Origin of the sequence: Cupriavidus basilensis OR16 (assembly GCF_000243095.1) — a bacterium.
Classification (GTDB): Bacteria; Pseudomonadota; Gammaproteobacteria; order Burkholderiales; family Burkholderiaceae; genus Cupriavidus; species Cupriavidus basilensis_D.
Window position 1 is genome coordinate 54,108 of record NZ_AHJE01000040.1, and the last position, 25,412, is coordinate 79,519.

A 25,412-nucleotide genomic window follows, 5' to 3' on the forward strand; every position below is an offset into this window, starting at 1 on the left:
ACTGAACCATGACCATGCCCAGCTTCGACACCCTCAAGGTCGGCGACGTGCTGCCGCCCCTGGCACTGCCGCCGATCGACCGCACCACGCTGGCGCTGTTTGCCGGCGCCTCCAACGACCATAACCCGATGCATATCGACATCGACTTCGCCCGCAAGGGCCGCATGCCGGATGTGTTCGCGCACGGCATGCTGTCGATGGCCTATCTCGGACGCCTGTTGACGCAGTGGGTCAGCCAGGCCCAGGTGCGCGAGTTCAATGCGCGCTTTGCCGGCATCACCCACCTCGGCCACCGGATCACCTGCTCCGGCAAGATTGTCGAGAAGTTCGAGGCCGGCGGCGAGCGCCGCGTCAAGTTGCAGATCCAGACGGCCAACCAGTATGGCGAAGTGAAGATTCTCGGCGACGCCGTCGTGGCGCTGTGAGTCCAGGGCCGCTCGCGCCGCGTGATCGCACGACGGCAAGGAGCGGCCCGCAGCAAGAGAACCGCACCCCGCCGCCACTTCGGCATAGCGGTGGAGCCGGGTAGTAACAGCAATGCAGCGCAGCAGTAAAGGCACACTGCCGCGCTATTGGCCCGGCAATCAACACCGAGAGCCAAACGGCTCCGCCGAGGAGACATTGCCATGCTGAAGTCCTTGACTACCACGCTTGCGCTCGCAATCGCCGCCGGCCCCGCGAGCGTCAACGCATCCGGCCTGCCCTATCCATCCAGGCCCATCACCTTTGTGCTGCCCTATCCGGCCGGAGGCGCCTCCGACAGCCTCACGCGCGCGATGGCCGAGGAGATGGGAAAGAAGCTTGGCCAGCCGGTCATTGTTGAAAACCGGCCGGGCGCGGCCGGCGCGATCGGTACCAACTACGCGGCCAAGGCACCTGCGGACGGGTACACCGTCCTGGTCACGCTGACCCAGTCAATCCTGAACAATCAGCTCCTGTTCAGCAAACTCCCCTACGACACCCGCAAGGATCTGGCGTTCATCTCGGAACTCTTCACCGGAAATGTGGTGCTGGTGGTCAATCAAAGCCTGCCGGTGAAGAATGTAAAGGAACTGCTGGAGTATTGCGCGCAGAACAAGGGGACTTATGGCTCTTGGGGCATCGGTTCTTATGCCCACCTGGCTGGCAGCTTTCTTGGGCAGAGCCGTAACCTGAACCTGACCCATGTGCCCTACAAGGGCGAAGCGCCGGAACTCCAGGACATCATCGGTGGCCAGCTGACCTTCGCCTTTGGCTCGATCGGGGGCACGCGGCCGTTCGTCGCGGCGGGCAAGCTGCGGGCACTCGCCGTCTCGGGCGAACAGCGCATGAAGGGCTTGCCGAATGTGCCCACCTTTGCTGAAGCCGGGCTCAACGGCCTGGAATTCAAGCCAAACGGGTCAGTCGTAATGATGGCGCCCATCGCCACGCCGGCGCCGATACTGGCCAGGCTGGAGCAAGAAGCGCGCGCCGCGGTCGATACGCCGCCGGTACGTGCACGCTTGCAAACCTACGGTCTGGAGCCGCTTGGCACCGACGCCAGGCGGGCGCGTGAAAACTATGACGCGCTGTACCCGGTCCAGGAACGCCTGATCAAGTTGACCGGGGCAAAGCTGGACTGACGCCCTGGCGCGGAGCGGGGCCTGCAAGGCATGGCAGGCCCGTCCTCCTTCTTGTCCACTGGCGCGCCGCTCGGGCGCCAGACTCTTTCGCCTCACCGGCTTCCCGGTCGCCGGAACCAGCGACAATCGCGCTATCCTCCGTCCCCGCCCCCTTCGCGTCGCTTCCTGCCCCAGGGAACTGCCGCCACTACAGCCCCGCGCCTACTCGTACCGTCGTCCTGGCGGGGGTCGCCGCGGACGCGCGCGACCAGCTCAGCGAGGCATGCCACGCCAGCCGCGCAACCCGTTCGGCGCTGCAACCGAATCGATCGCTGAAGGCCGCATCCAGGCGTTCGAACGAGGCAAAGCCATGCCCCAGCGCTATCTCCCGGGACGAGAAGCGCCCGCCGGCGAGCTTCAGCAGCACGCGCATCAAGCGCTGCTCGCGCACGATATCGGTCAGCGCCGAGCCTTCCCGGAACAAATGGCGACAGAATTCGCGCGCCGGCAAATTCAGGGCGTCCGCCGCGTAGCGGACCGACCACGGGGCGCCCGGATCCTGGAATACGGCCCTGGCCAGTTGCAAAGTCGAAGGCCCGGCAATGTGGCTTTGCCAGGGAGCCGGCATCGCCATCCGGCCTGTGTGCTCGGCATGTGGCGGCGGCTGATGCGCTTCGTCTTGCACCACCAGATGCAGTTCCTTGCCGCCCCGCAGATCGATGACCGAGGCACCTTCGCAATGGAATAGCTGATAGGCGGGAACACGAATGGTTGCCCCTTCGGGCAACAGGCCGGCGCGCCGGCCGCTGGCCATGTGGAATTCGCCTCTCAGGCAGACGATGTCCACTGGGAACGGCAGCCGCAGGTTGCGCAGATGAAGCCCGGCATATGGCGCGCACCCTGATCCCGAGGACATGATCGACGCCGCCGACGATGCGAAGCCGACGTTGCGCGCCGATACTGGCGCGCGCTCCTCAGCCGTCTCAAATTCCGCAACTACCATGACGACGGCGGCTCCGCCCCGCGGCTGCCGCATGCGCGAAGCTGCAGGCCAACAATCTGCCAATCCATGTACTGCCTTTTCATTCTCAATTTCAAGTCATGCGTCCTTAGTCGAGCCGGACGTCGGCTGAGCGGATCAGTTCGCCCCAGTAGACCTGGTCGCGCCGGACCACCTCGGAGAACGCCGCCGGTGTGCTGCCCTTGAGCAGGATGCCTGCCTCCAGCATGCGCGCTCGCAGGGCCGGACTCTCCAGCGCCTTGTTGACGTCGGCCGAGATCTTCTGGACAAGGGCCGGCGGCGTGGCCGCCGGCGCGAATATCCCGAACCAGCCGGTCCGAGCCATCCCGGAAAAGCCCGCCTCCTGGAAGGTGGGAACATCCGGAAGCAAAGATGAACGGTTCATGCCGCCAACCGCCAGCGGGCGCAGCTTGCCGGTGCGCACGTGCTGGCGGGCCGTGACCGCGGCTACCAACCCCACTTGTACCTGGCCACCGAGCAGGTCGGTCATCAAGGGCGCCTCTCCCTTGTAGGGGACATGCGTAAGCGCCACCTTGGCATTGCGCCCGAACACTTCCATTTGCAGGTGACTGCTCGACCCCAAGCCGACGGTGCCATAGGGCAGGGGCTTGCCGAGTTTCCGCGCGTACTCGGCGAGCCCTTTCATGCTGGTCGCCGGCAGGTCCGGGTGTACCACCAAGGTCTGATGGATGGTTGCCAGTTCCGAGATAGCCGCCAGATCGCGCACCGGGTTGTATGGTGCCTTGCCATACAGCAAAGGCGTCTGCACCACGCTGGTCAGTGCCATCAGCAAGGTGTGGCCGTCCGGCTCGGCCTTGACGACCATGTCCGCGGCGATCATGCCGCCCGCCCCCGGGCGGTTGTCGACCACCACGGCCTTACCCCAGATTCCGGCCAGTGCTTCGGCCAGCGCCCTGGCGAACTGGTCGCCGGTGCCGCCCGCGCTATAGGGCCACACCAGCCGCACCACGCGCCTGGGGAAGGCGGACGGCTGCGCGAGCGCGGTGCCGGTAGTCAGCCCCGTCAGCGTTGCGGCTGCGGCTCCCTTTGCCAGTTGCCGCAATACGCGGCGTCTTGCCTGTTGCATCCTATGTCCCTCCGGGCATTGGCGTCTCCGATACGAGATCGCTTCATTTTTGCTGGTGCGCCGAGCGCGCCTTCGAACGGGCGCGCCCGGCCGGTAGTGCGGCTCGGCTGAATCCGCACCGTCAAATCGAACAGAAAGGCTCCGGCCAGGTGGCCGGAGCGAAAAGCCCGTCGGCACCGACAGCCGGAGAGCATGGAGATCGTTGGGCGGATGCAGCCGATAGCCCGCCTCCGGCCGGCACCCTGTCCGCCGGCTCCGCAGACGGGACGCATGCGGATTCTTGTCTTGAGCAGACGACTTGCGCGGAGATCCTGTACGAACGGCTAGAGCATAGGCCAACGGTGTGGGCATCAACCCACTCACGAAGGGTGGGTCGCCGCAGCCATCCACATCGGATGCGACCGGGCCCTTCAGCCATGATCGGCACCAAGGCCCAGCTTGCGCGCGGCAACGAAGGCCTCGTAGCGGCTCGAAACATCGAGCTTGTTGAAGATCATCCTGAGGTTCCACTTGACGGTCTGGACGCTGATGTTCAGCGTGAGCGCAATCCGTTTGTTTGACATGGCCTGCTCCAGTAACGCCACGATCTCCTGCTCGCGCCGGGTCAGCACGGAGCACTCGGCCGCTGCTGCGGGCACCGGCGAAGTCGGCGTATCCCTGGCGGCCTGAGCGCCATCTGGTGCAACGCCGGTCCCCGCCCCGGTCAGCCGGGTAAGGTAAGAGCACATTGCATCGCCGCAGCCGCTGGCCAGGCGCTGCAGCATGGCCACCGTCCTTGTCCCTTCATCCAAGACGGTCCGCACTAGCCCCAGACGGTATCCCGCGGCGAGCGCCGCGCGCAGGTATTCGGTGGCCTCGGACTCGCGTCCCAGCTCTTCCAGCACCCTTGCCTCAAGCAGATCGGCGCTCACCAGGAACGCACCCCTGCCGTACTGCGCAGCGGTGCCACGCACCGTCGCCAGCGCTTGCAGCGCCTTCTTCGGCTGGTGCCGGGCCAGCGCAAGACGGGCGCGCGAGCCCGCCGCCAGCATGCCGATCTCGGCATCGCGCGGGCTGGTTCCCGCAAAGCACTGCGCAAAATCGTCAAGCGATGCCTGCAGGCATTCAGCATGGCGCAGGTCGCCATCTCCGAGCGCAATGCGCAACTGCTCGGCTACCAGATGCGCCGCGCAACGATCGATGCCGAGGTTGCGCAGATGCGCCTCTTGCTCGACAAGATAGTCCACGGCCTGGCCCCGCATGCCGCCCGCCAGCAGCAGCCTGGCGTGACACAGTGCCACACGAAGCATGATGTCAGGGGACGAAATGCGCAGCATGTCAAGGCGGTTTGCCAGCAGCTCGCGCGCACCATCGAGCCGATCCAGCTCATATAGCGTGTCGGCCAGCACAGCCGCGCACATGCATGCGCTGACCGAGCGCCGGCCGTAGCGTGCTTCCGCCTGCTCGAGCGCACACGCTGATCCGCTCGGCCTCATCTGGCTTTCCTTCCAGCAGGCAACCACCGGCCATGGCGGCGGCGGCAATCAGCGCCAGCTCGGCAGATGCGATGCGGGTGGCGCGAGCCGCCGGACCGTTGTAGAGGCGACGGGCTTGTGCATGGCGTCCCTCGGCGCTCAAGCAGCGGATGGTCAGGGCGACACGCAAATGCTGCGCCAAGGGATGGCCGAGTCGCGTCTCCTCGAGCGAGCGCAGGATGATATGCGCACCTTCCACGTCGTCATGCTGCACGGCGAGCATGGCCTTCAGCAAGCCGATTTGCGGCGAATCCTCCGTTGCAGTCCTGGCCGATTCAAACGCAGCGATCCACTTCCCTACCTTGGACGCTCGACCGGTCATGACACAAGCCCAGGCGGCCAGCAATGCAAGACGGGGATGGTGCGAGAGCCGTTCTGGCGGCACGCGATCCACCCAGCGCAGGAAGGCGCCGAGCTGGATGATGCTGCTCAATGGCGGCGTGGAGCCCTCCAGCAGTTGCACCACCGGCTCGAACGCGTCACCCAATAACGCATGGTGCATGGCCTCCGCCAGCGCACCATGCTGCGCAAACCATTGCGCCGCGCGGCAGTGCAGACCGCGCACGTCCACCCCGTCCTGCTCCAGGCGCTTGCTCAGGTACTCCGCGAACAATGGGTGGAACCGGTACCAGTGATACTGGTCCTTCGTGTCCACCGGCAGCAGGAAGAGATTGCGCGCATCGATTGCCGCGATCATCTCGGCCGCCCGCGCGAACTCTGTGACATATGCCGCGACCTCCGGACTGAAGCGGCGCAGCACCGAGACACGCAGCAGGAAGGCGAACAAATCCGGCGGCAAATCCGCAATCACGTCCTCGGACAAGTAAGCCGCGAGATCTACGCTCTTTGGGCCCAGCGCCCGCGGCCGCGAGCGAGCGCGGGGACTTGCCTTTAGCGAGATCGATACCAGTTGAAGCCCGATGGCCCAGCCGTCGGTCAGGTCATGAATCCGCTTGGCGGTATCGAGATCGACCTTCGGATCCAGGTGGACCTTCAGGAAGGAAAAGTGGCATCGACCAATGCCTGCATCAGGGCGATGGTGGCGGCGTCCGTGATGTGATGCACATCGTCGATCAGCAGGTACAACTCCCTCTGGCTGCGCGCCAAGGCGTTGACAAGGATCCGCGCCACTTCATGAGGGGCACGCTCCGACGCGCCGGGCATTGCCTGATCCGCATCGGGCAACAGGCCTGCCCATTGCAACGCGGCGTGCAAGGTAGCACAGAACCGGGGCAGCGCGTTGTCGTCGAGAGCAAGCGCCAGCCACACCACGTCCGCACCCGACTTGACGAGTTCCCGGCGCCACTGCGCCATCAGCATGGTCTTGCCGAATCCCGCGCTCCCGGTGATAAGCGCCAGCTTTCGGTGCTGCTCCTGCACGAGACGCGCGATCAGGCGATTGCGCGGGATGGCGCGCCTGCCGAGGCGGGGCGTAGCATGCTTGACGGCAACGGGGGACGGTGATGGTTCCATACGGGTTATGTCTCTGGCATTCTCGTCTGACGCGCCGGCACAGCACTGATGCCCGCTGCGCTATTTGCGTGCGCAAGGTGAAGAGGAACAGGTCCGCTGCCGCCGCCCCCTGGTTCCGCTCTCCTGCCCCCTCAGAAGCACTCCTTTAGGAGTGGGCATCTCATGCCACCACGCATTAATATGGATTGTCCGTGCACCGTGGAAGGAAGCCTTGGGGGGATTCCATCATGCGTGGCGGCAGCCTTCATCGCGAAAGCCGGAGCAGCGGCAGCTGCCCGGTATGCTGGCGCCTCATTGGGCGCACCACGGTGAGCGGCACGCGAAGGCATCCTGCATGGTGCGGCGTAGATCGGTCACCCCCCGATTTGGGGTGGTTCAGCCGGTGGCGCCTACGACATACTCTTTTGCATCCGCGAGGCCGCCACTGGCGCCTCCGCGTATCGTATCGATAACGTCAAGACTCCGGTCGGCTGCGTGATGCCGCAGCAAGCGCCGGGGCAACGGAGACAAGCATGTATATGACGCAAGGCCTGCACCGTTCGGCACAACAGCGACCGAACGACGTTGCAGTTCACTTTCAGGGCAAGGCCCTGACTTTTGCACAACTCTCCGATCGCGTCGCAAGACTCGCAGGTGCATTGAGAGGGCTCGGCGTAAAGGACGGCGAGCGCGTGGCGATGCTGTCGATCAATTCGGCGCGCTATCTCGAATACGACATGGCCGTGCCGTGGGCCGGAGGCGTTCTCAACCCCGTCAATATCCGCTGGAGTTCCGCGGAGATCCTGTACGCGCTGAATGATTCCGCCAGCCTGATCCTGATTGTCGACGATACGTTCAAGGCACTCGGAACTAAGCTTGCCAATGAAGCGGGAACAGTACGGCATCTTATCTACGCCGGTGACGGCGAGACGCCCGCAGGCATGCTCAGCTACGAGCAACTCATCGAGGCTGCCGAGCCCATCGAAGATGCCTGGCGACACGGCGACGATCTGGCCGGCATCTTCTACACGGGCGGCACCACGGGCTTTCCCAAGGGCGTCATGCTGAGCCACAACAATCTTGGCATCTCAGCAATGGCGCAGTTGATGACTGGCCGCTGCGGCGCGGATGCGGCCTTCCTGCACGCCATGCCGATGTTCCACCTGGCCAACTTCGCCGCGGTGTGCGCGCTATTCATTAGCGGAGGCACCCACGTGGTGATACCGGCGTTCACCCCGCTGGCCACGCTGGAAGCCATTTCGCGCGATCGCGTTACGCAGATCACGCTGGCCCCGACGATGCTCCAGATGCTGCTGGACTGGCTCAAGCAGCATCCTGGGGAAGCGGCCCGGTTGGACATGTCCTCACTGAAGCTGATCGGCTACGGCGCGTCACCCATCTCCCAGACCTTGCTGCGGCAAGCGCAGCAGACCTTCCCGGAGACGGATTTCGCCCAAGGTTACGGCATGACCGAGCTAGCTCCGCTCGCAACCGTGCTCGGTCCGGAGTATCACACCGAAGAAGCGTTCGCGAGCGGCAAGATGCGCGCGGCAGGCAAACCGCATCTGTGCGTCGAGGTCAAGATCGTCGACGAGTTCGATCGGGAGGTACCGCGCGGCACAGTCGGCGAGATCGCCGTGCGCGGCGGCAATGTCATGCTGGGCTACTGGAACCAGCCCGAGGCCACGGCGCAGGCAGTGCGCGGCGGCTGGATGCATACGGGTGACGGTGGCTACATGGACGAAGAAGGGCTCATCTATGTGGTGGACCGCATCAAGGATATGATCGTCAGCGGTGGCGAGAACATCTACTCTGCCGAAGTGGAGAATGCCATTGCCAGCCAGCCGGCTGTCGGGCAGTGCGCGGTGATCGGCGTGCCCAGCGAAAAATGGGGAGAGACGGTGCACGCCGTGATTGTTCTCAAGCAGGGCGCGATCGCAACCGCAGAGGAAATCCAGGCGCACTGCCGCAAACGCATAGCCGGATACAAATGCCCTCGCAGCGTGGAATTCCGAGAAGCGCTTCCGCTTTCCAGCGTGGGAAAAATACTCAAGAACGACCTGCGCAAGCCCTATTGGGAGAAGCAAGGGCGCGGGGTAGCTTAAGCTGCCCGGCAGCCCGCCGCTGCCGGCGCAGGCGGTGCGGCCCAGGCGTAGACCGGCCGTTGCCTATGCCACATCGGCAACGCCCACTTCCCCTCGGCGCCTTGAGGTTTCCCTCAGGCCGAATGCCAACACTGCAACCCACTATGTACGCATCATCAGAATAGAAATGCAAGCTGTCTTGGATATTGCGGCCACCGGCCCGGATCGACGCACGCTTGCTCTGCAACCTAGTCCAAAGTGATTCGCGCGCTCGATGCAATACGGCTCCAGATCTGCGCATCGCGCCGCATGAGTCTCCCAAACTCGTCCGGGGCGAGCGCTCCGGGCTCCAGGCCTTGCCCACGGATGATTTCCAACGTCTCTGGCTTGCTCAGAATGGACATCACCGCCGAAGTGAGCTTCTCAACGACCGCCTTTGGGGTCCCGGCGGGAACGAACAAGCCGTACCAGCCGTTTGGCTCGAAGTCGCGGAAGCCGAGCTCCGTGAACGTAGGCACATCGGGAAGCAGCTGCAATCTGCGCTCACCCGTCACGGCCAGTACCTTGATCTTGGGGGATACCAGGCTGGAGCGGCTGCTGGCCACATCGACAAACGCAGAGCTGACCTGCCCACCCAACAAATCCTGCATCGCAGGCATGCCACCTTTGTAAGCGACATGGGTCAGATCGACCCCGCCCTGCATCCGCAGCAGTTCGCCGTGCATATGCGAGGATGTCCCGTTGCCATAGGACCCGTAGCTGAGTTTGCCAGGGTTGGCACGCGCGGCAGCGATGAATGCCCGCGCACTGTTGATACCTGTCGTGGCCGGTACGGCAAATACATCTGCAGAAAGCGCAACCCGCGCCACCGGGCTGAAGTCCCGGAACGTGTCGTATGGCAGGCTCTTGTAAACGGACTGCAGTTGAACAAGGGGCGTGGCCCCCAATAGCAAGGTGTAGCCATCGCGCCCGGCCTTTGCCGCAGCCGTAAAGCCAAGCGTGCCACTAGCCCCGGGCTTGTTCTCGACCACAACCGGCTGACCCCATATCGCCGTCAGTTGATGGCCAATCAGGCGTGCCACGGTATCCGAACCACCGCCAGCCGGGAACGGCACGATCATGCGAATCGGCTTCTGGGGGTAACTCGCGGCTTCGTCGGCCCGGCTCGCCTGCGGGACGAGCAGCGCGGCCGCCAGCGCGAACACAGCCGCCAGCCCGATACGGTTGCCATGGGGATTAGACTTTGACATGAGCGATATGCGGGGCATGTTGGTTTGATATTGGTTTCATGTGTCGATCGCACCTGCGCGGCAACGCATGGTTCAAATTGGCAAAGGGGTCGTAAGCTGACCGGTTTCTTGAGAGACGCACGATCCCTCAAGCTACCGGCATGAGTCATTTATCGGAGCAGCTCGAACTGCGGCAGCTTCATGTCTTCCGACACCTTCTCGAAGACCACCTTCACCCGCTTGCCGATGCCAATTTCCGCGGGATCGGCGTTCAGGATGTTCGCCATCAGCCGCACACCCTCGTCCAGTTCGACGATCGCCACGGCATAGGGCAATCGCGCCTTCATGAAGGCATTCGGGGCGCGGTGATTGATGGTGAAGGTATAGATGAATCCATTGCCCGACACCTCTTCCCAATCAACCTGCTCCGACTCGCACTGCAGGCAGAACGGCCTTGGGAAAAACTGACGATGCCCACAGGACCGGCAGCATTGCACCACCAGACGCTCTTCATTGGCCGCGTTCCAGTACCCTTGAGTCATGTCTGTCGGCTGTGGCAGGGGACGTTGTGCTTCGCTCATGCTTAGACTCCGAGAATCATGGTTGTATTGCAGGAGAAGACCAGGCCGGGCGCGTGGCACAGCGCCAGTTCCGCTTTGGGCAGTTGCCGTTCGCCGCATTCGCCGCGTAGCTGGCGCACGGCTTCAATCACGACAAACATCCCGAACATGCCGGGGTGTCCATACGACAACCCGCCCCCCGACGTATTGATCGGGAAGCGCCCTCCTGGTGCCAGCGCGCCGTCGGCCACGAAACTGCCGCCCTCCCCGCGCTTGCAGAAGCCGAGTTCCTCCAGCGACTGAATCACGCCGATGGTGAAGTGGTCGTAAACCTGCACCACATCGATGTCGCTTCGCGTAACGCCAGCCATGCGAAAAGCGGCATCCGCTGTTTCGGCGACATCAGTGTCGAGCCAGTCAGGCGTATTGAAGGGCGTGTAGTGATGCGAATGGGATTCCGCGATGCCCATCACATAGACCGGCTTGCCTGGCAGGTCGCGTGCGCGCGAGGCTGAGGTAATCACCAGCGCCCCGCCGCCGTCGGTGACGAGGCAGCAATCCCGCTGGCGCAGCGGTGCGGCCATGACCGGCGAGGTCATCACCTCCTCGATGCTGGTCGGCTCGCGGCGATACGCCTTCGGGTTGAGTTGCCCCCACTTGCGCGCCGCGACGGCGACTTCGGCAAGGTCGCGCGGCGTGGTGCCGTAGCGATGCATGTGAAGCTGCGCGACCATGGCGTAGTAGCCGATGGGACTCAACTGGCCATAGGGTGTAATGAACTGGCCCCTTGGCGAGGCCGGGCTGTCGGCTGCCACGGCACCGCTCTTACGCGAACCGTCCGAGAGCTGTGTGCTGCCGTATGTGACCAGCGCCACGGAGCACATGCCGGCTGCGATAGCAGCCATGGCGTGGCGGATATGCATGATGTTGGACATGCCGCCGACATTGGTAGAGTCCACATAGCTCGGGCGAACGCCGAGATATTCCGACAATTGCAGGCTGGAGAAGCGGTCATCGGTATGCGCGAACACGCCGTCGACATCGCGCAGCGTAAGGCCGGCGTCCTTCAGGGCCCGATGCGCGGCCTGTGCCTGCAGTTCGAGGGCCGTCATGCCTGGCACCTTGCCCAGGTCGGATTCCGCCGCGCCGACAATGGCGACGGAGCGAGACAGGATTTGCGTCATGGGTAGATCCGGTGAATCGTTCAGAGGGCACGCGCAATGACTTCGCGCATGATTTCAGAGGAGCCGCCGTAGATGCGGTTGGGGCGCACGTCCGTATAGGCGCGCGCGATAGGGTACTCGCGCATGTATCCGTATCCGCCGAAGAACTGCATCAGATCGTCGATGGCGCGGGTCGCCTCGCTGGCCCAAAACTTGGCCATGGCGGCGCCATCCACGGTCAGCGTTCCGTCGAGATACTGCGCAAGGCAACTGTCGACAAAGGCGCGCGTGGCGCACGAGTGCGTCTTGATCTCGGCAAGCTTGAAGCGAATGAACTGATTTTCGATGAGCGACTTGTCGAAAGCGCGGCGTTGCTTGACGTGGGTCAGTGTCCATTCGAGCGCGACTTCCAGCGCGGTGGCACAGCGCATCGCGATCAGCAGGCGCTCGCGCACGAGGCCGCTCATGGCGTAGCCGAAACCCGCATTGCGCTCGCCAACCAGCATGTCATCCGGTACGAAGACGTCGTCAAAGAACAGTTCGGCGGTGTCCTGGGCCTTCTGGCCAACCTTGTCCAGCAGGCGGCCGCGGCTGAATCCCTGCGCCGTGGCATTCACCCAGAACAGGCTGATCCCCCGCGCGCCTGCCGCTGGATTGGTCTTTGCGAAGACGAGCACGCGGTCGGCGTGATAGCCGTTGGTAATGAACGTCTTTTGGCCGTTGAGGCGGTAGCCGCCGTCAACCTTGACCGCGCTGGTGCGGATCGCCTTCAGGTCGCTGCCTGCGCCGGGTTCCGTCATGGCGAGCGAGCCCACCACTTCCCCGCTGGCCATCTTCGGCAAGAATTCGGCCTTCTGTGCCTCGGTGCCGAATTCCAGCAGATAGGGTGCGACATTCTCCGAATGCGTGGTGAACCCGGTCACGCCGGTCACCAGTGCGCGCGCAATCTCCTCCACGACAATGGCGCTGTGCAGGAAGTCGCCGCCACCGCCACCGTAGGTCTCGGGAATGCCGGGGAGCAGGAGCCCCGCCTCCCCCGCGGCGCGCCAGATTTCGCGTGGGACTAGGCCATCTTCTTCCCACTTCGCATGGAAAGGCGCGATCTTGTCCGCGATGAAGCGTGCGACGCTCGACCGGTAAAGCTCATGGTCAGGCGTGAACATCGTGCGCTGCGCGTAGTAGGTAGCTTCGTGTCTTGTCATTTGCGTGGGCCCATCAATGGGCAATGCGATTATCGGTCGGCCAGTAGCCGGCTTTGACGGCGCGCTTGAGCAGCTTGCCGGTCTCGGTCCGCGGCAGCGCCTGGACGAAGTCGACCGAGCGCGGACACTTGATGGCGGAAATATGGCTGCGGCATAACGAAATCAGTTCCTGTGCCAGCGCTTCGCTGGCAAGGCCGTGCTCATACAGTTGCACAACGGCCTTCACCTCTTCGCCGAACTCCTCGTTTGGCACGCCAACCACCGCTACGTCGGCGACGGCGCCGTGCGTCATCAGGACGTTCTCGGATTCCTGCGGATAGATGTTCACGCCGCCGGAGACGATCGTGTTGGCGAGCCGGTCGGTCAGGTAGAGGAAGCCGTCGGCGTCCAGGTGACCCACATCGCCGTAGGTCGCCCAGCCTCGCTTGTTGTAGGCTTGCCGGGTCTTCTCTGGGTCGTTGTGATAGGTGAAGGCGCTCCCTCCGGAGAAGTAGACGACGCCGGTCCCACCTTGTGGCAACTCGCGACCCGCCTCATCCATGATATGCACCTGGCCAAACTCCGGCTTGCCCACCGATCCCTTGTGCGCCAGCCATTCCTCGGAGCTCAGCGAGGTCCGGCCAACCAACTCCGTGCCGCTGTAATACTCGTACAGAATCGGCCCCCACCAATCGATCATCTGCTCCTTGACCGACACCGGGCAGGGCGCCGCCGCGTGGATCGCGAAGCGCAGGCTGGAGAGTTCGAAGCGCGCGCGCTCCGATGCGTCCAGGCGTAACATCCGGACGAACATGGTTGGCACCCACTGGGCGTGCGTGACCCCATAGCGCTGAATCGCATCGAGCGCGCTCAGCGGATCAAATTTCTCCATCAGCACGCACGTACCGCCCGCACGCATGACGTTCATGTTCCAGCGCACGGGTGCGGTGTGATAGAACGGTGCCGTGGAGAGGTAGACCGAGTCGCTGTCGAAGTCCTTCCATCGCGTACGCGGATCGGCACTCGCATTGAAGAATCCGTTGGCGCCGGCAAGCGGCCGCTTGATGCCCTTGGGCATGCCAGTGGTGCCCGACGAGTATGAAAAATCGGTGCCTTCCATTGTCTGCGGCAACTGCACGTCGTCGGGGATCTGCGCCAGCCATGCCTCGTAGGTCGAAAAGCCCGCACGGCTGCCGTCAACCAGCACCCGGTTCAGCGATATCGCTTCGATCGCGCCGGGCGCGAGATCGCTCAGCGTTTCCATGGAGCAGAACAGCGTCTTTGCTTCGCAGTCGGTGACGATATAGCGAACCTCGTCGGCCTTCAGGTGACGGCTGATCGTGGTGTAGTACAGGCCAACGCGATGGGCCGCCCAAAGGATTTCAAAGTAGCGGACGTGGTTCTCCAGCAGCACGGCGATGCCGTCGCCAACACGATGCCCTGCGGCGAGCAATGCGGCGGCGCACTTGCGGGAACGCAATTCCAATTCGCGCCAGGTGACTGCCTGGCCTGAAGGCACCATTCGGTATGCAACGCGTTCAGGCGTTAGCAGTGCATGTTGTTCGATAAGAGACATTGTGGATTTATTTGGAGTTGGCTTACACATGGAGGATGTCGGCAACGCCGTTACTGAGCACCACGACGGCCCGTTCCACAGCCAGAACGCGGAAGCGCACCTGATCCTCGATTCGCCACATCTCCGCGCGTAGTGTCTCGCCGGGCACAACCGGCGAGGAAAAGCGCGCGGCCAGGCTGGCCAGGCGTGCGGGCACGCCGCCGCAAGCGTGTTTCAGGATCGCGCGGGCCGCCATGCCATATGTGCACAGACCATGCAGGATCGGACGCTCGAAGCCAGCCTTGCGCGCGGCGGCGGGCAGCGCGTGGATCGGATTGCGGTCGCCGTTCAGCCGGTACAACAGTGCTGCGTTCGGCAGGGTCGGCATCTCCATGACCATGTCGGGCTCCCCCTGCGGTGTGGCGGGCAGCGCGTCAAGCGGCGCATCGCCCGGCTTGCCGGCGGTAGCGAAGCCACCATCCGCGCGGCAGAACGAGACATGCTCGACGGTGGCCAGCAGTTCGCCGCTAGCCTGATCGGTAATGCTGCGCTCGGTCACAACCAGTGCACCCTTCGCGGCGCCTTTGTCCACGACGCGGCTGACGCGGGTCTTGCTGCGCACCGTACCGGCCGCAGGCAATGCGGCGTGGAAACGCATGCGGTGCTCGCCGTGCAGGATCTGCATCCAGTCGATACCGGTACGTGGGTTGGACGCCCACGCACCAGGCGCTCCGACGGTAGCCAGGAAGGTCGGCACGACAAGCATGCCTTCCTCATGGACGTACCTCAGGTCACCCTCGTCAAGCGGATCGCTGGCCATGCCGAGGCTGAGCGCATAGCGGATGCAGTCACTCTCGACATAGGGAGAGACCTGCTCGAAGAAGTCCCATTGCTTGAGCTTGCAATAATCGATGGCCATGATGCGCGCCTCAAATCGGGTCCCAGCTAAAGACCTCGGGCGAGCGTTCCAGCGACGTGAAAGCACGCTGCATCGCCGGCACTGCATGTTCCGCCAGGCTCTCAAGCGTCACCCCGCCGCGCGGGAACCAAGCCAACGGTCGAGGCTGGCTCATCACGATCAGCTCATTGCCGCGCACGGCCAGCACCTGGCCATTGACATCGCGTGCCGCGTCGCTCGACAGGAAGACGGCCACCGGCGCCACCTGCTCCGGCGTCATGGACTGCATGCGTGCCAGGCGCTTCTTCTCCGCTTCGGTCTCGCTGGGCAGGGTGCCGATCAGCCGGCTCCAGGCAAACGGCGCGATGCAGTTGGAGCGCACATTGAAGCGCGCCATGTCCAGCGCAATCGATTTTGACAGGGCAACAATGCCGAGCTTGGCCGCCGCGTAGTTGGCCTGGCCAAAGTTGCCGATGAGGCCGGCGGTCGAAGTCATATGCACGAAGGCGCCGCTTTGCTGCTCCTTGAAAAACGGTGCGGCGGCGCGGCTGACGTAGTAGGCGCCGTTCAGGTGCACGTCGAGTACGCCCTGCCATTCGTCCTTGGACATCTTGTGGAAGATGCGATCGCGCAGGATGCCGGCGTTGTTGATCACGCCGTCGATACGGCCGAAGCTGTCAATCGCCGTGCGCACGATCGCTTCGGCGCTGTCGGCGGTGGCCACGGAGTGGGTATCCGGCACCGCTGTGCCGCCAGCAGCGCGAATCTCATTTACCACGCGGCTGGCGGGACCGCTGTCGCTGCCGTCGCCACTGCCGCTGGAGCCCAGGTCGTTGACGACGACCTTTGCGCCCTGAGCGCCGAGCAGCATGGCGATAGCGCGTCCGATGCCGTTCCCCGCGCCGGTTACAACGATGACTTTGTCTTTCATGGTGTTCTCCTATGGATTGAATGTGAGCCGGAAACAGGGTCGGGACCGCGGCTCGCTGGAGCGATCCCACGGCGCCCTTATTCCGGCTTGATGTTTCCGGCTTTGATCACTTGCGCCCAGCGCAGTTTTTCGGCGCGCACGAAGGCAGCGAACTCCTGCGTGGTGCCCCCGGCAGCCTTGCCACCCTGCTCGGCCAGCCTCTGGCGAAGCCCAGGGTCGGCCAGCGCCTTGTTCACTTCGGCATTCAGCGCCTGGACGATCGCGGGCGGCGTCTTCGACGAAACGAACAATCCCAGCCAGACCGACACATCGAAGTCCTTGTAGCCAGCCTCCATCACCGTGGGTGTGTCCGGCAGCTCGGCGCTGCGCTCCCTGGTGGTCACGGCGAGCGCACGCAGCTTGCCGGCGCGAATCAGCGGCAAGGCGGTAACAAGGTTGTCCACCATGAAGTCAACCTGCCCGGCCACCAGGTCATTCAGCGCAGGCGATGCGCCGCGGTAAACCACGTCGACGGCTGCAATCCCTGCGCGCTGCTTGAGCAGGTCACCGGCCAGGTGGCCGGAGGAACCGCTGGTGGAGACCGCCATCGACAGCCCATTCGGCCTGGATGCGGCGTAGGTCTTCAGCTCGGCAATCGTGTGGACCGGCAGCTTCGGATTGACCACAAGGACATCCGGCATCGAGAGCACGTGGGCGACCGGCGCCAGGTCCTCGTAGGCGTAAGGAAGCTTGTCGTGCAACGCATAGTTGGCGGCGTTCGGCCCGAGGCTGCCCATGACAAGGGTGTGTCCGTCCGGGTCGGCACGCAGCATGGCCTGGATGCCGATGACGCCACCCGCGCCGGGAAAGTTCTCCACAATCACCGGTCGCTTGAGCCGCTCCCCCAGGGACTTGCCTAGCAGCCTGCTGGTCAGGTCGAGGATACCGCCCGGGGAACTGGGCGCAATCAGGCGAATCGGCTTGGTGGGTTGAAATGCCGGCTGCTGCGCCGTGCCTAGGGCGGGGACGATCAACGCGAGCGACGGTAAGGCCACCCGCAAGAATTTCCACGGTTTCAAAGTTGTCTCCTTCGTTTTCTTAGTGGGTCATTTTGCGTAGAATGACCGCCAGGCGGATATTGTTATCCGTCTGGCGGATATTTAAGGCCGTTTTTGTTGTGGTGTCAACCGATTTTCGGAAAGTGCGCACCGCCACACGGATGGGCAATTCAAACCAAATCGTGGACAATCACGCCCCATGGCAAATCCTGACAACGAAGGCTTTATTCGCTCCTTTGCTCGCGGCCTGTCCGTGATCGAGGCAATGGGACGCAGCGGAACACACACGGTGGCGACGGTTTCCACCACTACGGGCCTGCCCCGCACGGTCGTGCGGCGCATTCTTTTGACGCTGTGCGAACTCGGTTTTGCGGCGGAGTCGGAGGAAAGAGGCTTCAGGCTGACACCGAAGATCCTCAATCTCGGCATGACCTACCTGACCTCGCTGCCCTTCTGGGGCCATGCCCAGCGAGCGCTGGAGAATCTTTGCGTGCAAGTGCGGGAGTCGTGCGCACTGGCCGTGTTCGACGGCGACGAGGTCGTATTTGTATTGCGCATCCCGTCGCCGAAGATCATGTCGCTGCGCCTGGGGATGGGCAGCCGCCTGCCGGCCTACGCCACTGCACCGGGACGCGCGCTCCTGGCGTTTCAGAGCGCGGAGCTCCTGGATCACTATGCCGACCAGACCGACCTGAGGGCGTTTACGTCCACCACGGTGGATAGCAAGGCAAGGTTGATGGCGGAACTGGAAGTGGTGGCGCGTGATGGCTACGCCTGGGTCGATGCGGAGTTCGACCAGCACGTCTGCGGGCTGGCAGTGCCGGTGCGCGACGAGCAGCGCAACGTGGTGGCGGCCATCAGCGCCAACCTGCTGTCCGGTGAAGTCAGCCGTGAGCAAGCTGTCCGGGAGATCCTGCCGGCCCTGCGTGCGGCGGCGGAGCAATTGTCGGGCTTAGCCCCCGCGTTCCTCGGCCCGGCCAACCGGCCGTTCTCGCGGACACATGGAGCCCGCCAGCTCGGAACTGACTGAGTTTGGCCACAGCTTCCGGGGCACTGCTGCCCACTTGCCCTCATCTCTGCCTCTTCTCCTTCTCTCCCTGTCTCTCTATCGACCTGTCCGAGGAAATAAGACCACTGCATCCAGCTACCGGATGGGGCTTGGGTCGCCAATCGGCCCCAGCCGGTCTTGCAACTTCAGCGGCGGTGTTATCCGGGAACCTAGCCAGTTGCCGTTCTCCGTTCCGCTTGAGCGGCCTGAACTACCGGGAAAGCAATATGGTCAAGTACACCGGCCAGTTCGGCGGTCTCCAGGCTGTGGGGCACTTTTCCTTCGGCACAGGCGTCTCGGTACTGAATGCCAGCACGGCGCTGGCCAATGGCGGCGCTGGCGAGACGCCCGGACACTTCAGCGACAACACCGCCTTTGGCGGATCGCTGATGTACCTGAGCAACGGATTCGGGGCGTCGCTGGCCTACGACGAATGGCGGCCGGCCGTTACCACCGGCCAGCCTGGCACGGTCCGCAAGTTTGCCGGCGCCGCCAGCTACACGACTGGTCCGCTCAAGGTCATGGGCGGCTACCGCTGGAACAAGGCTGAATTCAGCAATGGCAGCACGCTCTTGCGCGATGACTACTGGTGGGCCGGTGTGAACTACCAGGTCACGCCGGCGGTGGGCCTATCGCTCGCCTACTTCTATGCGGACGTCAAGTCGGCGCGTGCAGCGGTTGGCGCGGCCCAAACCAATCCCCCCAACATGCAGCAGTACAGCTTTATCGCTGACTACAACTTCAGCAAGCGCACGGACGTCTATTTGTCGGCTGGGTATGCCCGCAACGGTGGCTTGAGTTTCGATAGTTCGGCGACCGCATTTGCCTTCAACTACCCGCAGATGACCGGGCAGAAGAGCATGGTGGGCGTGACCGTGGGTGTGCGCCATATCTTCTAAGGCGCACGAGTGCGGGAATCGCACTCGTGCTTCCATGAACTGCTGACTTGTCGTTGATTCAAGTGGCCGTCGGCAGGCCACAGGCGTACCGATCCCGGATGCGGTAACCCGTCTTTCGCCGCATCCGGCTCGCCTTCCTAGCCCGCCTGCATGCGTAGGAGCAGACCTTGTTCCGCAACCCATCCCTGCCGAATTGCCGGGCTGCAAGTCCGAGACGTTGTCATAGCACCGGGCGGCATAGACGTCGGTCCATCTGGAAAACGGGTAGTCGTAGGCGATCGTCGTAGTGTCGCGCCGGCCTGCTGCATTCCTTGAGTCGTCGTACTCAAATCGGCAACGACAATACTCCTAGAATCGCGCCGAGTACTGGAGCATGTAAAAGTTGATACCGGGGTTGGGCTCCTTAATGCCGGCATTGGAGTAGTGCTGGAAACGCACCGCCAGTTCCGAGTCGAGCGGATCGCCAAACCGATAGCCTGCGGCAATGCGATCGCCAAACTGGAATGCTGTCGAGAAAGCCTTGGAGTCCGAGATGTGCGTCCGAGACAGCAGGTGCATGCCGGCGCCAATCTCCGCGAAGGGACCCGAGCGGCCCGAGCCCTGGATCCGGAAGATGGGCGTAAAGCCGATATCGCCCATCACGCTGCTGTTGCTGCCATGTGGATTCCAGCCACCCACGGAAGCCTCGAAACCAAGCCAAACCCGAACGACTGGGAACTCGTCGCCCAAAGGTCGTTCTTCAAGTTCCAGCGCGCCTCCAGGCGTGCAATCGAACCCCGCATCTCCCGCACCCAATGCGACCCCGAGACGAACGGGATCGAACCACGAGGCGTCCTCGCCGGTGGGCGCGGCACCCGCAGCGCCGCTGGCAAACGCACTGGAAAGCAGGATGATGGAGATGACAGATCGAAGCATGACTAAAGCCTTATGAAAAGTGATTCTTGCTTTTGGTGACACGTTGCGCGGCGCTGGAAGTGAACACGAACCATGAGGATTTCATCGCCGTGGCGAACACGCCCCAGGGTTCGCCGCACCTCCTGGGCGGGTTCCGCGCAAAAACCCGGAAGTATGCTTTCAACGCGAGCGATCGAATAGATGCCGCCAGCGCATATCAGCATCCCACATTTGGAACGACGTGATAGCAAGGAGTACTGTCCGTGGAAGAAGGAGCGTCGTTCGTCGCGTGGAAGGTGGCTTCACGAAGCTTCCCGATGTGTGGCCAGCGAGGGAGCGAACATGGCGCGAGCCGGCGGGTCGTCGGCGGCGTGGCGCCTGCAATCATGCGGGGCACCGGCACGCGAGAAAGGTGCTCTTGGGGCTGACTGCGGAGGACCCGCTCGTAGAGCGAGTGAATTGTTGAAGTCCGGCACGGGTAATGGGCCAAATATCCACTGCCGGCCTGGTGCTTGGGCTAATCCGCGACCAACTGTGTGAGAGACATGACGATCTCTCACACAGCGGTTGCACGGACGATCAGCGAGCCGAGTCCAGCACCTCGCTGTCCTTCACGACGTTCTGGGCCTTGGTATAGCTCTCGATCAGCAATTGGTACGCCGGGAAGATCTTGGTGTAGATCTCGGCCCACTGCATTGCATCGTCCCGGTGCCAGGTTTTCTGCAGTTCCGAAGCAACCGCGGCGGTATCCATCGGAACCACCCCGGCTTGTACAACCCGGGCAAGCGTGATCTCCTGGGCCATCTTCGAGTAAGTGCCAGACGCATCGACCACCGCGAAAACCTTGTAACCATCCGCGACCGCGCTAATCGAGGGGAAGGCCATGCACACGCTCGTAATGGTGCCCGCGATAATCAGCGTCTTGCGGCCAGTCGCCTTCACCGCGGCCACGAAATCCGGATTGTCCCAAGCATTGATTTCGCCCTTGCGGGCGACATACTGGGCATGCGGCGCGTTCTCATGGATTTCAGGGATTAGCGGACCATTGGGCCCTTGCGGCACGGAAGCCGTCGTGATGACCGGCAGCTTGGAGAGCGTAGCCATCTTTGCCAACGCAGCGGCACGGGCCCGCAGTTCAGTCATGGGCATATCGCCTACAGTCTGGAACAAGCCACTTTGATGGTCGATCAACAGCATTGCCGTATCGCTGGGATCGATAACCGGGCGCTGCCCATTGAAGTTCGCAGGTGTGCTCATCGTGCTTCTCCTTGAGGGGTGAACGGTGCATCGGCACCAACTTTAGAATGTTCTGCCGCTCCGAGGCAGCGGAACAGGAACTATCCCTGCATCTGACCAAAGCGACCACTGTTGAAGTCGGCATAGGCCTGGACAATTTCTTCCTCGCTGTTCATCACGAAGGGGCCGTAACCCACAATAGGCTCATCAATCGGCTCACCGCTCAAGAGAAGTGCGACGGTATCGCTAGTGGCCTCGATCGATATGTCTTGCCCTGCTCGGTCCAGTACAACCATTTGCGCATCGCCTGCCTGTGTATCGCCATTCACGAGCACCGAACCTCGCAAGATAACGAGTGCCGTGCTCCAACCTTCGGGAAGCGACATGTCGTTGCTGCTGCCTTGCGTCAATCGCAGATCCCAGACATGCATCGGCGAGAAGGTTTGCGCGGGGCCTGCGTGACCGGCATACTCGCCCGCAATCACGCGAACCGTCCCAGCACCGTTCGGCAGCGTTACGGCAGGAATGTCCCGGTCGAGAATAGCCTGGTAGCCGGGCTCGGTCATCTTGTCCTTGGCAGGCAGATTCACCCAGAGCTGTACCATCTCCAGCGCACCACCGGATTGGGTGAAGGCCGGGGAATGGAATTCCTCATGCAGAATGCCGGCGCCCGCCGTCATCCATTGCACATCGCCTGGACCAATGACGCCACCTCGCCCTGTCGAATCGCGGTGTGCCACCTCCCCCTTGTAGACGATCGTAACCGTCTCGAAGCCGCGGTGGGGGTGCTGGCCGACCCCGCGTGGCCGGTCGGCAGGGGTGAAGTCGGCCGGCCCTGCATAATCGAACAGCAGGAACGGACTGAGGTGTCTTCCAATGGTCTGGTAAGAAAACATCGACCGCACCGGGAAGCCATCTCCCACCCAGTGACGGGGCGGCGCGCTGTACACGCCAAGGACTCGCTTCATGTGAATCTCCAAGGGCGATTGGATTCAATCGCGTCATTTGCGGTAAGCATAGGAGGGATGCCACCTTCCCGGTAGTCTGCCAAATCGGGCTACAGAGTCCTACTTCGTGAACGATGGACCCACGCTTCCCGTGCAAGACCCGCAGCCCGCTCCCACAGCACCCATCGTCAGACCTCGGAATTGACCGTAAAGTCCGAAGGCGAGTCAGGTCCCCATATGTACAGGATCTCGTCTCGACCATGGGTTCGCTCCTTCCAATCGACACCCGCCGGAATATAGTCAATGTGAGCGGCGTACTCACAGAAGGAACCCCACGGATCTCTCGCATAGTAGAAGTAGTTGGAGCCAAGGATGTGTCTACCAACGCCCCAGCCGTCGCGAAAACCCGCTGCCCTCATCTGCGTCGCACCACTTCCCACGTCGTCCATGTCCGGAACCTCCCAGGAACTGTGATGCCACCCTGTCGCCGAGGACGCCGCAAAGGCAACTATGTGATGGTCACTTCCATGCATAGCATGCATATACCCGACCAACCCGTCCGCGCTGTCGGTGATTCGCATGCCGAGCCCCTGAACATAGAACGCCATAACCGCCTCCATCCGAGGCACGAAGAGCATCACATGAGACAAACGTAAGGGCTGGACTTCCCTGATTTCGCTACGGATCAGCACATTCCTCGCCACGGCATCCCGTTGCAGAGCTGTCGAGACGACGCCTCGGTTGAGTTTCACCGGTACATCGATGGGTCCCTGACGTAGCTGGACAAGATTTCCAACAATGTCACGAAACCAGTAGCCGTCGGGTGGCGCTTCGGGAAACGGCGTCGCTGGAGTACCGCCGGCACGAACAATCTGCGCGCATATTCTCTCGAAGTCTTCTGGGAAGCAGCGGAACGCGATATACGCCAGGGTTCTCGACCACCCGGGGAAAATGCGAGCCCAACAGCGTTGTGTACCGCCAGCGCGCAACTCCAGATTGCTGCCGGGAATCTCGACTACGTCGAGCCCGAATGCCCAGAAGAATTCTGTTGCAACGCGAAGGTCCGGTACAACAAGGCCAAAGTGGTCAATCGAATGTATGCCAGCCAACTCACCCATGTTTGACATCTCTTCATGCATCTTCCCTGCTCCTCTGCACTGCTCCAGCCGAAAGCAGGCGGCACATCGATTGTCCGGACGCTGTGCCGCAAGCGCACAACTCAGCTCTCTGCGCAGCGGAAAAGCCGTGCATATCTCGTAGTCCCGTCGCCAGGCTTGCGAGGGCAATCATCCGGATGCACCCCGCCGCTGGACCAACGATGTGGACTGCCGGAGCGAAGCGGATTGGCCCGCAGCCTGACGAGTCGTGCATTTGAAGTCAGGTCCCGGCACATCACTGCCCACGCTAGTCCGACTGGTTGTCTTTCAGCGAGTGCGTGCCGGGGTGCGAAGAGTAGCACCGGAACACCGCCTTTACGTACGCCTATTGCCGAAAATGGCGTTCTTCGCTGTCGAACAATACCCCCTCCGGGGACCGGGATCCGCACAATCATCAGGCCAGCACGGCGAACTGCCGGCCCCAACCGACGACATGGTTGCAATGCACAGTGCGGCGAGGGAGATCATTCATACGGTGTTCCCATCCGGGCGCAGGCTGCTACCTGCCGTCAGGCTACTGATCGACTATCTGGCGTAGCGCTTCACGACGTTTGACGAGGAGTAGTCGGTAGCACTGATGTCGCCATCTATATCGTTCCGCGTGCCAATGCCAATCGAGCTGCTCCAACCTGCCCTGGCAATCTGCCGCGCTGCCGCCCGTACATTGGCATATCGACTCGCCCCCTTGCCGTACTGATTGTTCTTCACCAGGAAACACCGGATTAGGCAATATCCACCCTCCCACCACAGTAGATAGGTGATAGGCTTAGATAAATCGAATCAGCGAGGCTCACACCAACGTTTCCGATGCAACGCGACTACGCTCTAAATAAAAAAACAAATAAGAGGTAATTGAAGTGTTGACTGGACCGGAACGCCAGCGGTGATTGTCGGCCTGCGAGAAGCCCGGAGCGGCACGGGCGAAGTTCGACTTGAGCTGGGCGGCACATCAACGTGACGTGCCCGCAACAACAACGGTTCCATGTGCGCAAGCTGTATCTGGACAGCAGCCTGTGGCGGAACAGCATGTCATTGCGCGAACCATTGTATCGGTACTCAGCTTTTCCCCAATACCAATCCACTCCATGGCACCAAGCGCGCACCCGGCTCGCAATTGCGGCACCGGCCTGCACCACCATGCCTGCGCACGGGCGGCCGATCTACACGGCAGACAACACTCGATTCGTCACGGCATACTCCCGCCTGAGACTATCGACCACATCATTCCGCAGTCCGGAAAGCGACTGCCTGAAGAGGGACAACGAGCTGTGGTCCCGCTGTGATGTGAAATGCCACTACTCCACGCGCCTGCTATCTGACCTCGAAAGCGAAGCAGCTGACTGACTCGCTACGAGGAGACCGCAGCATGGAACAAGTGTGAGCTTGACATGTATCAGGTCGCTCGATAGAGTTACATACAGCGATACAGCATGTCCGCCTGATGAATTCAAAAACCAAGAAGAAACGGACACTGGAAGGAGACAACGACATGACTGAGACACAACCTCTCACCTTCGGCGCGGATACGGTCGGACCGACGCATGCCACCTACGGTACTGGCGCCCGCCTTACCGCGGACCCCGCGCGCCTTGCCGCGTTCGCTACGGGTCATCGCATCCCGGCAGAGGCTTCCCCCACAGCGAGCCAGCAACGCTAGACGCTCCACGCCCCCCTCCGCACTCAATAATCAGGAGCGAAGACATGACGTTCAACGTGACCTTGCATCCGAGTGGGCACAGCTATGAGGTGCCCGATGGTGTAACGGTGCTGACCGCCGGCCTTGAGGCCGGCTGGATCATGCCCTATAGCTGCCGCGCCGGAGGATGCCGAACCTGCCAGGGGCGCATCCTCGGAGGGCAAGGTGGACTTTGGCCGTGCACATGCGGCCTATCTCTCCGAGGCCCAGCGCCGCCGAAGGTTACGCCTTGCTATGCCAGGC

The 25,412-nt window shown here is 62.6% G+C and carries 24 protein-coding genes; 7 read left to right on the forward strand and 17 right to left on the reverse strand.

Going from position 1 to position 25,412, the window contains the following annotated elements:
* Window positions 1–8 precede the first annotated feature (8 nt).
* Window positions 9–425 carry a MaoC family dehydratase gene (locus OR16_RS15320; protein ID WP_006158863.1) on the forward strand — a complete coding sequence of 139 codons (417 nt, stop codon included), beginning with the start codon at window positions 9–11 and terminating at the stop codon, window positions 423–425.
* A 147-nt stretch (window positions 426–572) separates the two neighbouring features.
* Window positions 573–1,601 (forward strand): Bug family tripartite tricarboxylate transporter substrate binding protein, encoded by a 1,029-nt coding sequence (locus OR16_RS15325; protein WP_237717075.1) that lies wholly within the window; start codon window positions 573–575, stop codon window positions 1,599–1,601.
* Window positions 1,602–1,788: 187 nt separating this feature from the next.
* Here the strand turns inward: OR16_RS15325 and OR16_RS15330 are convergent, their stop codons facing one another.
* From OR16_RS15330 to OR16_RS15350, 5 genes are all read right to left on the reverse strand, one after another.
* Window positions 1,789–2,616 carry an AraC family transcriptional regulator gene (locus OR16_RS15330; RefSeq protein WP_043419851.1) on the reverse strand — a complete coding sequence of 276 codons (828 nt, stop codon included), beginning with the start codon at window positions 2,614–2,616 and terminating at the stop codon, window positions 1,789–1,791.
* Window positions 2,617–2,689: 73 nt separating this feature from the next.
* Complete coding sequence (locus OR16_RS15335; protein WP_043419854.1) at window positions 2,690–3,688, reverse strand: tripartite tricarboxylate transporter substrate binding protein; 999 nt, start codon at window positions 3,686–3,688, stop codon at window positions 2,690–2,692.
* Between the two features lie 410 nt (window positions 3,689–4,098).
* Window positions 4,099–5,163: a LuxR C-terminal-related transcriptional regulator gene (locus OR16_RS15340; protein ID WP_081488786.1), complete on the reverse strand. Its 1,065-nt coding sequence runs from the start codon at window positions 5,161–5,163 to the stop codon at window positions 4,099–4,101.
* Entirely contained in the window at window positions 5,054–5,962 is a 909-nt protein-coding gene (locus OR16_RS15345; RefSeq protein WP_141639875.1) for a hypothetical protein, read from the reverse strand. The genes OR16_RS15340 and OR16_RS15345 overlap by 110 nt, the downstream gene beginning before the upstream one ends.
* A gap of 233 nt (window positions 5,963–6,195) precedes the next feature.
* Complete coding sequence (locus tag OR16_RS15350) at window positions 6,196–6,675, reverse strand: AAA family ATPase (RefSeq protein ID WP_043419861.1); 480 nt, start codon at window positions 6,673–6,675, stop codon at window positions 6,196–6,198.
* Between the two features lie 512 nt (window positions 6,676–7,187).
* Here OR16_RS15350 and OR16_RS15355 point away from each other — a divergent pair.
* Window positions 7,188–8,759 carry a long-chain-fatty-acid--CoA ligase gene (locus OR16_RS15355; RefSeq protein WP_043419864.1) on the forward strand — a complete coding sequence of 524 codons (1,572 nt, stop codon included), beginning with the start codon at window positions 7,188–7,190 and terminating at the stop codon, window positions 8,757–8,759.
* 227 nt (window positions 8,760–8,986) lie between these two features.
* On the opposite strand, the gene OR16_RS15360 is transcribed toward OR16_RS15355, so the two are convergent.
* From OR16_RS15360 to OR16_RS15395, 8 genes are all read right to left on the reverse strand, one after another.
* On the reverse strand, window positions 8,987–9,988 hold the full coding sequence (locus OR16_RS15360; protein WP_050982987.1) for a Bug family tripartite tricarboxylate transporter substrate binding protein: 1,002 nt from the start codon (window positions 9,986–9,988) through the stop codon (window positions 8,987–8,989).
* Window positions 9,989–10,137: 149 nt separating this feature from the next.
* Window positions 10,138–10,548 carry a Zn-ribbon domain-containing OB-fold protein gene (locus tag OR16_RS15365; RefSeq protein ID WP_043419866.1) on the reverse strand — a complete coding sequence of 137 codons (411 nt, stop codon included), beginning with the start codon at window positions 10,546–10,548 and terminating at the stop codon, window positions 10,138–10,140.
* 2 nt (window positions 10,549–10,550) lie between these two features.
* A complete protein-coding gene (locus tag OR16_RS15370; RefSeq protein ID WP_006158870.1) occupies window positions 10,551–11,711 on the reverse strand; it encodes an acetyl-CoA acetyltransferase in 1,161 nt (386 codons plus the stop codon).
* 20 nt (window positions 11,712–11,731) lie between these two features.
* Entirely contained in the window at window positions 11,732–12,892 is a 1,161-nt protein-coding gene (locus OR16_RS15375) for an acyl-CoA dehydrogenase family protein (RefSeq protein ID WP_043419868.1), read from the reverse strand.
* 13 nt (window positions 12,893–12,905) lie between these two features.
* Window positions 12,906–14,492 carry an AMP-binding protein gene (locus OR16_RS15380; RefSeq protein WP_423739660.1) on the reverse strand — a complete coding sequence of 529 codons (1,587 nt, stop codon included), beginning with the start codon at window positions 14,490–14,492 and terminating at the stop codon, window positions 12,906–12,908.
* The gene (locus OR16_RS15385; RefSeq protein WP_006158873.1) at window positions 14,470–15,345 is read right to left on the reverse strand and encodes a MaoC/PaaZ C-terminal domain-containing protein; all 876 of its coding nucleotides are present in this window, start codon (window positions 15,343–15,345) and stop codon (window positions 14,470–14,472) included. Before OR16_RS15385 ends, OR16_RS15380 begins: the two co-directional genes overlap by 23 nt.
* Window positions 15,346–15,355: 10 nt before the next feature.
* The gene (locus tag OR16_RS15390) at window positions 15,356–16,255 is read right to left on the reverse strand and encodes an SDR family oxidoreductase (RefSeq protein ID WP_006158874.1); all 900 of its coding nucleotides are present in this window, start codon (window positions 16,253–16,255) and stop codon (window positions 15,356–15,358) included.
* A gap of 77 nt (window positions 16,256–16,332) precedes the next feature.
* Entirely contained in the window at window positions 16,333–17,313 is a 981-nt protein-coding gene (locus OR16_RS15395; RefSeq protein ID WP_043419873.1) for a Bug family tripartite tricarboxylate transporter substrate binding protein, read from the reverse strand.
* 178 nt (window positions 17,314–17,491) lie between these two features.
* Here OR16_RS15395 and OR16_RS15400 point away from each other — a divergent pair, with 178 nt between their 5' ends.
* Both OR16_RS15400 and OR16_RS15405 read left to right on the forward strand, forming a co-directional pair.
* The gene (locus tag OR16_RS15400; protein WP_006158876.1) at window positions 17,492–18,322 is read left to right on the forward strand and encodes an IclR family transcriptional regulator domain-containing protein; all 831 of its coding nucleotides are present in this window, start codon (window positions 17,492–17,494) and stop codon (window positions 18,320–18,322) included.
* Window positions 18,323–18,450: 128 nt separating this feature from the next.
* On the forward strand, window positions 18,451–19,239 hold the full coding sequence (locus tag OR16_RS15405; protein ID WP_272942851.1) for a porin: 789 nt from the start codon (window positions 18,451–18,453) through the stop codon (window positions 19,237–19,239).
* Between the two features lie 348 nt (window positions 19,240–19,587).
* Here OR16_RS15405 and OR16_RS41285 read toward each other — a convergent pair whose 3' ends face one another.
* The 4 genes from OR16_RS41285 to OR16_RS15425 form a co-directional block, all read right to left on the reverse strand.
* On the reverse strand, window positions 19,588–20,154 hold the full coding sequence (locus OR16_RS41285) for an acyloxyacyl hydrolase (RefSeq protein ID WP_081488788.1): 567 nt from the start codon (window positions 20,152–20,154) through the stop codon (window positions 19,588–19,590).
* A gap of 558 nt (window positions 20,155–20,712) precedes the next feature.
* Window positions 20,713–21,390, reverse strand: a complete 678-nt coding sequence (locus tag OR16_RS15415) for an isochorismatase family protein (RefSeq protein ID WP_006158879.1) — start codon at window positions 21,388–21,390, stop codon at window positions 20,713–20,715.
* An 80-nt stretch (window positions 21,391–21,470) separates the two neighbouring features.
* A complete protein-coding gene (locus tag OR16_RS15420) occupies window positions 21,471–22,337 on the reverse strand; it encodes a pirin family protein (protein WP_006158880.1) in 867 nt (288 codons plus the stop codon).
* A gap of 167 nt (window positions 22,338–22,504) precedes the next feature.
* Window positions 22,505–23,455: a VOC family protein gene (locus OR16_RS15425; RefSeq protein ID WP_006158881.1), complete on the reverse strand. Its 951-nt coding sequence runs from the start codon at window positions 23,453–23,455 to the stop codon at window positions 22,505–22,507.
* Window positions 23,456–24,962: 1,507 nt separating this feature from the next.
* On the opposite strand from OR16_RS15425, the gene OR16_RS44080 reads away from it, so the two are divergent.
* Both OR16_RS44080 and OR16_RS48270 read left to right on the forward strand, forming a co-directional pair.
* Entirely contained in the window at window positions 24,963–25,130 is a 168-nt protein-coding gene (locus OR16_RS44080) for a hypothetical protein (protein WP_158001359.1), read from the forward strand.
* 44 nt (window positions 25,131–25,174) lie between these two features.
* Window positions 25,175–25,412: 2Fe-2S iron-sulfur cluster-binding protein (locus tag OR16_RS48270; protein WP_141639876.1), on the forward strand; the 238-nt coding region annotated here is incomplete at its 3' end.